Source organism: Brachybacterium sp. UNK5269, assembly GCF_049266655.1.
GTDB lineage: Bacteria > Actinomycetota > Actinomycetes > Actinomycetales > Dermabacteraceae > Brachybacterium.
Genome location: NZ_CP184883.1, coordinates 1,398,657 through 1,410,318, shown reverse-complemented (window position 1 = coordinate 1,410,318; position 11,662 = coordinate 1,398,657). Strand labels below are relative to the sequence as shown.

Sequence of the window (11,662 nt, the reverse complement as noted above, 5' to 3'; positions counted from 1 at the left end):
GAACCATCGTGTCATCCCGGGCCCCCGGTGGGCCCCGACCGGAGTGGACGGGGCTGCGTCGAAGGTCGGCCCCGGCGATGCTCAGCTGCCGGCTTCGGCGCCCTCGAGGGCGCCCTCGCCGTCCTCGGGGGGCAGCTGCCCCCAGCGCTCGACGATCACACCCAGCACGCCGAGCACGAGCCCGGCCACCGCGGCGGCCGCGGTGGGGAGGATCGCGCGCAGCGGGTCCCCGGTGCCGGTGAAGGCCAGGAACAGCGCCTGGCCGGTGAAGATGCCGCCCACCACGGCGCCCGTGTAGGCGCAGGCGCGGGCCAGCAGCACGGTGCGGTAGGCCGTCAGCAGGTCGATCTGGTGGCGTCGCGGGACGAGGGTGGGGTGCAGACGCCGCTGCTCGCTCTCGAGCATGTAGCGCCGCAGCGGCAGCCCGTGGGCCAGCAGCACGGCGGCCAGCACCAGCTGCACCAGCGCGGTGAGCCATCCGGCGATCGGCAGCGAGTGACCGCGCGAGGCCAGCGTCTCGAGCATCTGGGCCCCGAAGCCGGCGCCGAGGACGACGATCAGCAGCAGCACCGGGATGTTGAGCGGCTTCACGGGACGTCGAACCCCTCAAGGGCGGGGCCGGGGCGCAGTCCCCCGGCGTCGTCGGCGCCCGCCAGCAGCGCGGCGACCGGTCCCCGGCCGGGCAGCTCGGCGTCCGGCCGGGCCGCGTGCCAGGGTGCCAGCACGAAGGCCCGCTGATGGGCGCGCGGGTGCGGGAGGGTGAGCTCCTCGTCCTCGCTGCGGAGGTCGCCGTAGGTGATGACGTCGACGTCGAGCGTGCGCGGGCCCCAGCGCACCGGGCGCTCGCGACGGGCGGCGCGCTCGAGGCGGTGCGCGGCGGCCAACAGCTCGAAGGGGCCCAGCGCGGTGCGCACGCCGACGGCGGTGTTGAGGAAGGCTCCCTGGTCCTGCGGTCCGCCGACCGGGGCGGTCTCCAGCACCGGTCCGGTCCACTCCACCTCGATCCCGTCGGCCGCCCGCAGCGCCGCGAGGGCGCCGGTCAGGTGCGCCGCGCGGTCGCCCAGGTTGGAGCCCAGCGCGAGCACCGCCGCGACCGGCGGGGCCTCCCGCTCGATGCTCACGACGACGTCGCCGACGGGCAGGCCGACCGGGGCGGCCGGCTTGTGCACCCGCACCCCGACCCGCCGCACCAGGGGGTGGCCGGTGTCGGTGAGGATCCGCTGCGCGATCCGCTCGGCGAGGGTCTCCACCAGCGCATACGGACCGCCGGTGAGCTCCTGGTGGACGGCGGCGGCGACCTCGGCGTAGTTCACGGTGCGGCCCAGCTGGTCGCTGCGCCCCGCCGGGGCGGTCCAGAGGTGGAGCGTCACGTCGCAGACGAACTGCTGGCCGAGGTCCTGCTCCTGCGGCAGCACCCCGTGGCGGCCCCAGGCGCGGATCCCGGTGACCTCGATGCGGTCCAGCGCCCTCCCGCCCGTCATCGGCGGGCGCTCCGGCGCAGGCGGTCGCCGACGCGGACGGCGGCCAGCGTGGGCGCCACCGCGTGGACGCGGACCGCCCAGGCCCCGTGCTGGGCGCTGTAGGCGCTGACGGCGGCGGTGGCGGCGTCGCGGTCCACGCCCAGGGAGCTCAGGAAGCGCTTGCGGGAGGCGCCGATCAGCAGCGGCAGCCCGTGGGAGGCCATCGTGTCCCAGTCCGCCAGCAGCTCCCAGTTCTGCTCCCCGGTCTTGGAGAACCCCAGGCCGGGGTCGGCGACCAGGAAGCGGTCCTCGACGCCGGCGCGGCGCAGCGCGTCGAGGCGCTCGGCGAGCTCGGCGGCGCTGTCGCGGGCCACGTCGTCGTAGCGGGCGAGTGAGTTCATGACGTCGCTGTGGCCCCGCCAGTGCATCGCCACCAGCACCGGCGGGGTGCCGAGGCGGGTGCGCAGACGCGCGGCCGTGCCGCCCATGTCCGCGTCGGCGAGGCCCGCGGAGACGTCGTTGAGGATCAGCGCCCCCGCCTCGACGGCCGCCGCGGCCACGGCGGAGCGCATGGTGTCGACGCTGACCACGACGTCCTCGGCGGCCAGGGCCGCGATCACCGGCAGCACCCGGCGCAGCTCCTCGTCCGCCTCGACCCGGTCGGCGCCGGGGCGGGTGGACTCCCCGCCGACGTCGATGATGTCGGCGCCCTCGGCGACCAGCCGGCGGCCATGGGCGATGGCCTCGGCGACGCCCGGGTGGGCCCCGCCGTCGGAGAAGGAGTCCGGGGTGACGTTCAGGACGCCCATCACCAGGGTGTCGTCCCCGCCGCGGCGCGCGGGGAGGCCGGCGGGCCGGCGGACCGGGGCGGTCATCGCCCTCACGCCCGGTTGATGAGGCTCATCGCCTCGGCCCGGGTGCTCGCGCTCTCGCGCAGCATGCCGCGCACGGCGCTGGTGACGGTGCGGGCGCCGGCGGCGCGCACCCCGCGCATGGACATGCACAGGTGCTCGGCCTCGACCACCACGATCGCGCCGCCCGCCCCCAGCTCCTCCATCAGCGCGTCGGCGATCTCGAAGGTCAGCCGCTCCTGGACCTGCGGACGGCGGGCGTAGACGTGCACCAGCCGGGCGAGCTTGCTCAGGCCCGTCACCACGCCCCCGTCGGGGATGTAGCCGATGTGGGCCTGTCCGAAGAAGGGCAGCAGGTGGTGCTCGCACATCGAGTAGAAGCTGATGTCGCGCACCAGCACCAGCTCCTGATGGTCGATCTCGAACCGGGTGGCCAGCGGCTCGTGCGCGTCCTGGGAGAGGCCCTCGAAGACCTCCGCGTACATGCGGGCCACCCGGGACGGGGTCTCCCGCAGTCCCTCGCGCTGCGGGTCCTCGCCGATCGCGGTCAGGATCTCCCGCACCGCGGCCTCGATCCGAGGGTGATCGACGGCCATCTCAGCTGCCCGTCCCGTCCTGGCCCCCGTAGCCGTAGCCGCCGGAGAGGCCGCCGCCGGGGGCGCCGGGGATCTGCGGTCCGTCGCCGCCGGGATGCGGCAGCTCCGGCGGGTTCGGCTGCAGGGGCTCGCCGGCGTCGTGGGACTCGGCCCCGGTCGCGGTGATGGTGGAGCCGACGCTCGGAGCGGCCAGGGCCGGACGCTCCTGGCTGGAGACCCACACCTCCCGCAGCGGGCGCTTGCGCACGTCGCGGAAGATCTCGGCGAGCTCGCGCTCGTTCAGGGTCTCCTTCTCCAGCAGCTCGGCCACCAGGCGGTCCAGCACGTGCCGGTTGTCGACGATCACGCCCCAGGCCTCGTCCAGGGCGGTGTCCAGGAGCTTGCGCACCTCCTGGTCGATGAGGCTCGCGGTCTCGGCGCTGAAGCGCGGGGCCTGGCCCTGCTGCATGCCGACGAAGACCTCGTCCTGCTCGCCGGCCAGCGCCACCTGACCCACCGCGTCGCTCATGCCGAGCTGCATGACCATGGTGCGGGCGATCTTGGTGGCCTGCTGCAGGTCCGAGCTGGGGCCGGTGGTGACGTCGTGGAAGATGCTCTCCTCCACCGCGTAGCCGCCCATCGCGTAGGCCAGCCGGTCCAGCAGCTCGTTGCGGGACTGGTAGTTGCGGTCCTGGGTGGGCACGACCATGGTGTAGCCGCCGGCACGGCCGCGCGGCAGGATCGTCACCTTGGTGACCGGCGCGGAGTTGTTCATCGCGGCCGCCACCAGGGCGTGCCCGCCCTCGTGGTACGCGGTCATCTGCCGCTCGCGCTCGGTCATCACCTTCGAGTACCGCTGGGGGCCCATGGAGACCCGGTCGATGGCCTCGTCCAGGGCGCGGTTGTCGATGATCTGGTTGCCGGAGCGCGCGGTCAGCAGCGCCGCCTCGTTGAGCACGTTGGCCAGGTCCGCACCGGACATGCCGATGGTGCGCTTGGCGACGGCCTCGAGGTCGACGTCGTGCGCGAGCGGCTTGCCCTTGGCGTGCACGCCGAGGATGTGCAGGCGGCCCTTGAGGTCGGGGGCCTCCACCGCGATCTGGCGGTCGAAGCGGCCCGGGCGCAGCAGCGCCGGGTCCAGGATGTCCACCCGGTTGGTGGCGGCGATGAGGATGACGTTCTGGTTCTCGTCGAACCCGTCCATCTCCACCAGCATCTGGTTCAGGGTCTGCTCGCGCTCGTCGTGGCCGCCGCCCATGCCGGCGCCGCGGTGGCGGCCGACGGCGTCGATCTCGTCGATGAAGATGATCGCCGGGGCGTTCTCCTTGGCGGTGGAGAACAGGTCGCGCACGCGGCTGGCGCCGACGCCGACGAACATCTCCACGAAGTCGGAGCCGGAGATCGAGTAGAACGGCACGTTGGCCTCGCCGGCGACGGCGCGGGCCAGCAGGGTCTTGCCGGTGCCGGGCGGGCCGTACAGCAGCACGCCCTTGGGGATCTTCGCGCCGACGGCCTGGTACTTGCCGGGTTCGACCAGGAACTGCTTGATCTCGTCGAGCTCCTCGACGGCCTCCTCGGCCCCGGCGACGTCGGCGAAGGTGACCTTGGGGGTGTCCTTGTTGAACAGCTTGGCCTTGGACTTGCCGAACTGCATGGCCTTGCCGCCGCCCTGGGCGTTCATGATGAGGAACCAGAACAGGCCGATGAAGATCAGCAGCGGCAGGAACGACAGCAGCAGCGTCGACCACCAGGAGTTGGTGGCGATCTCGTCGGTGTAGCCCTTCGCGGGGGCGGCGGTCTGGACCGCGTCCACGATGGCCTCGCCGCGGGCCTCGACGTAGGCGAAGCGCACCTGGGTGCCCTTGTTCTCCTCGCCGTCGACGAAGTCCTCGGTCAGCACCAGGTCCACCCGCTGCTGGTTGCCGCCGGTGATCTTGGCCTGCTCGACGGTGCCGCCCTCGAGCAGCTCGAGGCCCTGCTGGGTGTCGATCTGCTCGTAGCCGTCGCGGCCGAAGAGGGAGAACAGCGCCATGCCCAGCAGCAGGGCGACGATGATCCACAGCGCCACCGAGCTCAGCGGCCGGCGCTTCCGGCTGCCGGAGGCCTTGGTGGAACCGGAATTCTTGGAGGCATTGGCCACGTGATCAGTCCTCGTAGATCGAGCGTGCCAGGACGCCCACGTAGGGGAGGTTGCGGTAGTTCTCGGCGTAGTCGAGCCCGTAGCCGATGACGAACTCGTTGGGGATGTCGAAGCCGACGTAGCGCACGTCGATCTCCACCCGGGCGGCCTCGGGCTTGCGCAGCAGGGTGCAGATCTCGACGCTCCTGGGCCCGCGGGAGCGGAGGTTCGCCAGCAGCCACTTCAGGGTCAGCCCGGAGTCGATGATGTCCTCGACGATCAGCACCCGGCGCCCGGAGATGTCGCCGGAGAGGTCCTTGAGGATCCGCACCACGCCCGAGGACTTGGTGCCCGATCCGTAGGAGGAGACGGCCATCCAGTCCATCTCGACCTTGAGGTCGATCTGGCGCGCGAGGTCGGCCATCACCATCACCGCCCCCTTGAGCACGCCCACCAGGATCGGCGGCTCGTCCGCGTAGTCGGCGGCGATCTGCGCGCCGAGCTCGGCCAGGCGGTCCCGGATCTGCTGCTCGTCCAGCAGCACGCGGTCGACATCGGGGTGGGGGTGCGTCTGGGGCACGCGGATCTCCTCCAGGGAACGTGGTGGGGTGCGTCCGCCGCGGCTCACGGATCCGTACGGCGCCACACCAACAGGCCGTCGCGGCGAGCGACCTCGATCCTACCCGGTACGGGTACCGCTGCCTGACCGTGCCATGCGACCACCAGCGCGTCGAGGGCGAGCACCTGGCGGCGCAGCAGCGACTTGGTCGAGCCGGGGGTCCCGTCGGGGCGCCGGGCCCGGTCCGCGCTGCGGCAGGCGTCGCGCAGGACGCGGGTGCGCAGCGGGGCGGGCGCCGCGGACAGCGCGTGCACGTCCAGCAGCAGCAGGTCGCTCTCCTCCCGCCGCTCCCCGCCGTCGCGCCGCAGCGACTCGAGCAGCGCCCGCGCCTCGGCGTCGAGGTGGTCGACGTCGGGACGGACCAGGTCGGCGGTGCGGGCGAGGTTCTCGTCGATCTGCTCGCCGAGCAGCTCGCGCAGCAGCGGCAGCGCGCGATGGCGCACGCGGGCCCGCAGCAGCGCCTGGTCCTGGTTCATCGGGTCCGCCCACCACTCGAGGTCGTGCAGGCGGCAGATCTCCTCGGTGTCGGCGCGGCGCAGGGCGGTGGTCTCGTCCCGGCCGGTGCCCAGGAAGGGGCGCAGCAGGGGGCCGCGGGAGCGGGGGATGCCGGCCAGGGCCCGCGGGCCGGCGCCGCGGGCCAGTCCCATCAGCACCTGCTCGGCCTGGTCGTCGAGGGTGTGGGCCAGCAGCAGGGCGAGGGCGCCGCGCTCGCCGCGCAGCTGTTCCAGGGCCTGGTGGCGGGCGTTCCGGGCGGCGTTCTCGATCCCGCCCGCGGCGTCGGAGGCGACCGTCGGGCGCAGCACATGGGCCCTCGCCCCGAGCCGCTCGGCCTGGGTGCGGGCCCGCTCGGCGACGGCCGCCGAGTCCTCCTGCAGGCCGTGGTCGACGATCGCGGCCTCGGTCTCAAGGCCCATCCGCGAGCCCACCCAGCAGGTGGTGGCGAGCAGGGCCAGGGAGTCCGCTCCCCCGCTGAGGCCGACCAGCAGCCGGGGGGAGAGCTGCCCGCCGGCGGTGTCGTCGGCCAGCTGCTCGAGCCGGGTGGTGAGCGCGGCGCGCACGGCGGTGCGGGCCCGGGCGATCACCGGCGGCGGTCCGGCCATCACTGCCGCACCATCTCGGCGGCGACCTCGTCGACCGCCTCGCGCGCGGCCTGCGCCTGCGTCCCCTCGAAGCCGTGCACCACGATCGAGTAGCCGACGCTGCGCCCGTCCGGGAGCACGGCGGCGCCGGCCAGGGTGGCGGCTCCGCCCAGGTAACCGGTCTTGCCGCGCACCAGACCGGCCGCCTCGCCGGTCGTGCCGTGGTCGAAGCGCTCCGCGAGGGTGCCCGAGAGCCCGGCGACAGGCACGTCGAAGAGGATCTGCTCGAGGGCGGGCAGGGTGCCGGACGCCGCCTCCGCGAGCACCGCGGACAGCAGCGCGGGCGGCACCCGGTTCTCGCGGGAGAGCCCGGAGCCGTCGCGGATCTCGAGGGCGGCGAGGTCCGCCTCGCCCACGCCGATCCCGGTGGCCAGCTCGCGGATCTCCGCCTCGACGGCGGCGGCAGCGCCCTGCGGGGTGGTCGGCTCGCCGCGGGAGAGGGCGACCAGGTGGGCGAGCAGCTCGGCGGTGGTGTTGTCGGAGATCAGCAGGGTGCGGCGCACGATGTCGGCGAGCGGCTCGGAGTGGATCTCGACCGACGGCGCCCGGGCGGGGGCCGCGCCCGCGGTGACCTCGCCGACCACCTCGAGCCCGGCCTCGCCGAGCAGCTCGGCGAAGCGGTCGGCGGCGTCCCCGGCCGGGTCGGAGGACTTCGGGCCGTACTGCTCGCCGTCGAGCCGGCCCCCGTCCAGGGCGAGGGAGGCGGTGGGACTCACCCAGCCGCCGGCGGTGCCGTTGGCGCCCCAGGCGGGGTTCTGCCCGCCGGCCAGGTAGGTGTCCTCGAGCACGACGGAGACCTGCTCGCTGCCCTGGGCGGTGGCCAGGGCCGCCGCCTGGGTCGCCAGCTCGCGCAGATCCGCCTCCTCGAGGGTCATGTCGCCGCCCCCGACCAGCGTGACGACCCCGTCCTGCACGGCGGCGCGGGTGACGAGCACCTCGTCCCCGCGGTACCGGTGCAGCACCGCGGCGGCGGTCAGCAGCTTGAGGGTGGAGGCCGGCACCAGCGCCGCATGGGCGTCGCGCTGGGCGAGCACCTTTCCGGTGCCCGCGTCGACCACGCTGAAGGCGAGCCCGCCGGCGACGACCGGCAGCGCCGCCCCGGCCTCCATGCGCTGCTGGAGGTCCGCGGAGCCCACCGGCGCGGGAGCGGGCGCGGGCATCGGCTCGGCGGCCTCGACGCGCTCCCAGTCCTCGGCCAGGGCCGCCGGACCGGCCGCGGGCCCCGCCTGCTCGGTGCGCAGGGTGAGCACGCCGGGGAAGGCGTCGGTGAGGTCGCCGAGCACGTAGAAGCTCGTGGGCATGGCCGCGCACATCACGATCGCGGTGGTGCGCCAGATGCGTTCCGAGGTTCGAAGGCCCATGCGCCCACGATATGGTGTCTCGAAATGAATCAGCGCCCACAGGGGCCGGAGCAACGGAGCGGCTGTCGTGGAATTCGACGTGACCATCGAGATCCCTCGCGGGAACCGGAACAAGTACGAGGTCGATCATCACAACGGGCGGATCCGCCTGGATCGGATGCTGTTCACCGCCACCCGGTACCCGGATGACTACGGCTTCATCGAGGGGACCCTGGGCGAGGACGAGGACCCGCTGGACTGCCTGGTCCTGCTCGAGGAGCCGACCTTCCCGGGCTGCCTGATCCGCTGCCGCGCGCTGGGCATGTTCCGCATGCGCGACGAGGCCGGCGGCGACGACAAGATCATCGCGGTGCCGGTGGGCGACCGTCGGCAGGTGCGGCGGCAGGAGCTGACCGACGTCTCCGAGTTCCACCGCCTGGAGATCCAGCACTTCTTCGAGGTCTACAAGGACCTCGAGCCGGGCAAGAGCGTCGAGGGCGCCCACTGGGAGGGCCGCTCCGACGCCGAGGCCGAGATCCGCCGCTCCTACCAGCGCGCGATCGGCACCGAGCACGCGAACGAGTTCACCCAGCAGGTCTGAGCGCGCGGACCGCTGAGCGCGGTCCCCGGCGCGACGCACGAAGGGCCGGCCCCGCGGGGCCGGCCCTTCGTGCGTGGGAGCCGGCCCGGTGGGGCCGGCGCGGCGCTCAGCGGTCGAGCTGCGAGCGCTTCTCGGCCAGCTCCCCCTCGAGGGTGGGGCTCTGCGAGAAGATCTCGAGCATCGCCTCGACCACCGACCTCGACACCGCGCGCGCCCCGAGGGCGCCTATCACGGCGCCGACGCCGAAGGGCAGCAGGCGCCCCAGCCACAGCTTCCCGGTGCGGGCCACGAACCGACGGCGCACGTAGCGGGAGACCTGCCGGCTGATCAGCCCGGGCAGGAAGCCGCCCCCGCCGCCGAGCACGTTCTGCCACTGCACGCCCTGCTTGCCCATGGCCTTGGCGATGATCTCGGTGCCGCGCTCGCCGCTGAGCACCGCCATCAGCACCAGGCGGCGGGTGTTGCGGTCCCCCATGTCCACGCCGTGGATGTCCGCGGCGGCCAGGGTGAGGAAGGCGGCGGCCTCGGCGAAGGACAGGCCCTCGCCGACGGTCAGGCCCAGCGCGGCCACGGTGCCCAGGCCGGGCATCGCCGCCACGCCGCCGATCCCCGCGCCGGTGGCGGTGGTCAGCGCGGTGAAGCGCTTCGTGGCCAGCTCCAGCAGCTGCCGGTCGGTCGCCTCGGGGTGCTTGGCCCGCAGCCGCTCGACGTAGCTGTGGGCGAGCGGGGCCTGCATCTTCAGCGCGCTGTCGATGAGCAGCAGCCAGCGCTCGTCGACCTGCTCGGCGAACTCGCTGCTGTCGGGGTCGGACTGCGGGGTCCGGGGGTCGCTCGTGGCCACCGTCTGCTCCGTTCTTCGGGGTCGTGATCAGGGTCAAGCTATCGCGCCCGCACGCTCCGGGCTGAGCGCCCGGTCCGCGGTGCGGGCCGCGGGCGCCTGCGGGAGGCGCTCCGGTGGCGGGTCAGGACGGATCGTCGAGCACGACCTGGCCCGGGCCCAGGCGGGTGATCTCCCCGCTCAGCCCCAGGCGCCGGACCGCCTCCGGCAGGTCGGCGTAGTGGGCGGTGTACCCGGCCTCGATGAAGGAGCGCGGCACCATCCTGTCGTGGCAGAGGATCCCGGCGAGGTGGTCCGTCTCGTGCTGGAGGATCCGGGCCGTCCATCCCGCGTGCTCCTCGTCGACCTCGCGCAGCTCGCCGCCGGGCAGCAGCTCGGTGGCCCGCAGCCGCACCCGTCGGGAGCGCGGGACGATCGACTGCCAGCCGTCGACCGAGAGGCACCCCTCGAAGGCGTACACCCGCTGCGTGCCCAGCGGCTCCACCACCGGATCCAGCAGGGCGCGCAGCGCCAGCGGTCGGCGCTCGAGCAGGGCGTCGTGGGGGTCGGTCCCGTCCTCGTCGGCCGCGAACCGGTCCTCGACCACGTAGAACCGCAGCGGCAGCCCCACCTGCGGCGCCGCCAGCCCCACCCCGGGCGCCTCGCGCATGGTGGTGGTCATCGCGTCGGCGAGCTCCGCCAGCAGCGGGAGCTCGAGCCGGTCGCGGGCCGCCACGGCCGGTCGGCGCAGGGCGGGATGGCCGGCCTGCACGATCCGCAGCGGGTCCCCGTCCTTCGCCCGACGGTCCAGGATCTTCCGGGTCAGCTCTGTGATGTCCACGCCGCCAGTATCCCGCAGCGGCGGGCACCGAGGCCCCCGCGGCCGCGCCGACGGAGACGTGCACCACCACCGTGAGACCTGGGATACACTCGTCCGAGCCGGTGCAAAGGAGCACCTCTTGGGGAGCGACCGAGACCGGCCAGCATCACTTCACAACGGACCGTCCGGCACGTACCTGCCGGTGAAGGAGAACCACCATGGCAACAGTCACGTTCGACAACGCCTCGCGCGTCTACCCGGGCCAGGAGCGTCCGGCCGTCGACAACCTCAACATCGAGATCGGCGACGGCGAGTTCCTCGTCCTGGTCGGCCCCTCCGGCTGCGGCAAGTCGACCTCCCTGCGCATGCTCGCCGGCCTCGAGGAGATCGACGCCGGTCGCATCCTCATCGGCGAGCGTGACGTCACGGACGTCCCGCCGAAGGACCGCGACATCGCGATGGTGTTCCAGAACTACGCGCTGTACCCGCACATGTCGGTCGCCGACAACATGGGCTTCGCCCTGAAGATCGCCGGCACCCCGAAGGCCGAGATCCGCAAGCGCGTCGAGGACGCCGCCGCGATCCTGGACCTCACCGAGTACCTCGACCGCAAGCCGAAGGCGCTCTCCGGCGGTCAGCGCCAGCGTGTGGCCATGGGCCGCGCGATCGTGCGCTCGCCCCAGGTGTTCCTCATGGACGAGCCGCTGTCGAACCTCGACGCCAAGCTCCGCGTCTCCACCCGCACCCAGATCGCGTCGCTGCAGCGCCGCCTGGGCGTGACCACGGTCTACGTCACCCACGACCAGACCGAGGCCATGACGATGGGTGACCGCGTGGCGGTGCTCGACCGCGGCGTGCTCCAGCAGATCGACTCCCCGCGCCGCATGTACGACCACCCGAACAACGTCTTCGTCGCGGGCTTCATCGGCTCCCCGGCGATGAACCTGCTCGAGGAGAACCTCACCGACCAGGGCGTCCAGTTCGGCGGCGCGATCGTGCCGGTGGACCGGGCGACCCTCGCCGGCACCGACCAGTCCACCGTCACCGTCGGCGTCCGTCCCGAGGACCTCGAGATCGTCGGCAACGAGCAGGGCATCGCGGTCGAGGTCGACGTCGTCGAGGAGCTCGGCGCCGACGCCTTCATCTACGGTCGCCGTGTCGGCAGCGCCGAGACGGACAAGCCGTTCATCGCCCGGGTCGACGGCCGTCGCCCCCCGAGCAAGGGTGAGACGGTGTACTTCCGCCCGAAGGCGGATCACCTCCACCTCTTCGACGCGAAGTCGGGTGCGCGCCTGGGCGACTGACGTCCCCAGCCCCACCG

General features: G+C 73.5%; 12 protein-coding genes. 2 read left to right on the top strand and 10 right to left on the bottom strand.

Features of this window, described 5'->3' with window-relative positions:
* Window positions 1–81 precede the first annotated feature (81 nt).
* The 8 genes from ACOJUI_RS06480 to ACOJUI_RS06445 are packed head-to-tail and all read right to left on the bottom strand — an operon-like array spanning window position 82 to window position 8,124.
* Window positions 82–591, bottom strand: coding sequence for a DUF3180 domain-containing protein (locus ACOJUI_RS06480; protein WP_422117253.1), 510 nt, complete (start codon window positions 589–591; stop codon window positions 82–84).
* On the bottom strand, window positions 588–1,481 hold the full coding sequence (folK, locus tag ACOJUI_RS06475) for a 2-amino-4-hydroxy-6-hydroxymethyldihydropteridine diphosphokinase (RefSeq protein ID WP_422117252.1): 894 nt from the start codon (window positions 1,479–1,481) through the stop codon (window positions 588–590). The genes ACOJUI_RS06480 and folK overlap by 4 nt, the downstream gene beginning before the upstream one ends.
* On the bottom strand, window positions 1,478–2,335 hold the full coding sequence (folP, locus tag ACOJUI_RS06470; protein ID WP_422117630.1) for a dihydropteroate synthase: 858 nt from the start codon (window positions 2,333–2,335) through the stop codon (window positions 1,478–1,480). Before folP ends, folK begins: the two co-directional genes overlap by 4 nt.
* A 5-nt stretch (window positions 2,336–2,340) precedes the next feature.
* Complete coding sequence (gene folE / locus ACOJUI_RS06465) at window positions 2,341–2,907, bottom strand: GTP cyclohydrolase I FolE (RefSeq protein ID WP_422117251.1); 567 nt, start codon at window positions 2,905–2,907, stop codon at window positions 2,341–2,343.
* A 1-nt stretch (window position 2,908) separates the two neighbouring features.
* Window positions 2,909–5,026 carry an ATP-dependent zinc metalloprotease FtsH gene (ftsH, locus tag ACOJUI_RS06460; protein ID WP_422117250.1) on the bottom strand — a complete coding sequence of 706 codons (2,118 nt, stop codon included), beginning with the start codon at window positions 5,024–5,026 and terminating at the stop codon, window positions 2,909–2,911.
* A gap of 4 nt (window positions 5,027–5,030) precedes the next feature.
* On the bottom strand, window positions 5,031–5,585 hold the full coding sequence (gene hpt, locus ACOJUI_RS06455) for a hypoxanthine phosphoribosyltransferase (protein ID WP_422117249.1): 555 nt from the start codon (window positions 5,583–5,585) through the stop codon (window positions 5,031–5,033).
* A 44-nt stretch (window positions 5,586–5,629) separates the two neighbouring features.
* The gene (gene tilS / locus ACOJUI_RS06450; RefSeq protein WP_422117248.1) at window positions 5,630–6,724 is read right to left on the bottom strand and encodes a tRNA lysidine(34) synthetase TilS; all 1,095 of its coding nucleotides are present in this window, start codon (window positions 6,722–6,724) and stop codon (window positions 5,630–5,632) included.
* Complete coding sequence (locus ACOJUI_RS06445; RefSeq protein WP_422117247.1) at window positions 6,724–8,124, bottom strand: D-alanyl-D-alanine carboxypeptidase/D-alanyl-D-alanine-endopeptidase; 1,401 nt, start codon at window positions 8,122–8,124, stop codon at window positions 6,724–6,726. Before ACOJUI_RS06445 ends, tilS begins: the two co-directional genes overlap by 1 nt.
* A 67-nt stretch (window positions 8,125–8,191) precedes the next feature.
* On the opposite strand from ACOJUI_RS06445, the gene ACOJUI_RS06440 reads away from it, so the two are divergent.
* Window positions 8,192–8,704 (top strand): inorganic diphosphatase, encoded by a 513-nt coding sequence (locus ACOJUI_RS06440; RefSeq protein ID WP_422117246.1) that lies wholly within the window; start codon window positions 8,192–8,194, stop codon window positions 8,702–8,704.
* Between the two features lie 106 nt (window positions 8,705–8,810).
* Here ACOJUI_RS06440 and ACOJUI_RS06435 read toward each other — a convergent pair whose 3' ends face one another.
* Together ACOJUI_RS06435 and ACOJUI_RS06430 are read right to left on the bottom strand one after the other, a co-directional pair.
* Complete coding sequence (locus ACOJUI_RS06435) at window positions 8,811–9,545, bottom strand: hypothetical protein (RefSeq protein WP_422117245.1); 735 nt, start codon at window positions 9,543–9,545, stop codon at window positions 8,811–8,813.
* Between the two features lie 121 nt (window positions 9,546–9,666).
* A complete protein-coding gene (locus tag ACOJUI_RS06430; protein ID WP_422117244.1) occupies window positions 9,667–10,362 on the bottom strand; it encodes a peptide deformylase in 696 nt (231 codons plus the stop codon).
* 197 nt (window positions 10,363–10,559) lie between these two features.
* On the opposite strand from ACOJUI_RS06430, the gene ACOJUI_RS06425 reads away from it, so the two are divergent.
* On the top strand, window positions 10,560–11,645 hold the full coding sequence (locus ACOJUI_RS06425; protein WP_422117243.1) for an ABC transporter ATP-binding protein: 1,086 nt from the start codon (window positions 10,560–10,562) through the stop codon (window positions 11,643–11,645).
* Window positions 11,646–11,662: the final 17 nt, after the last annotated feature.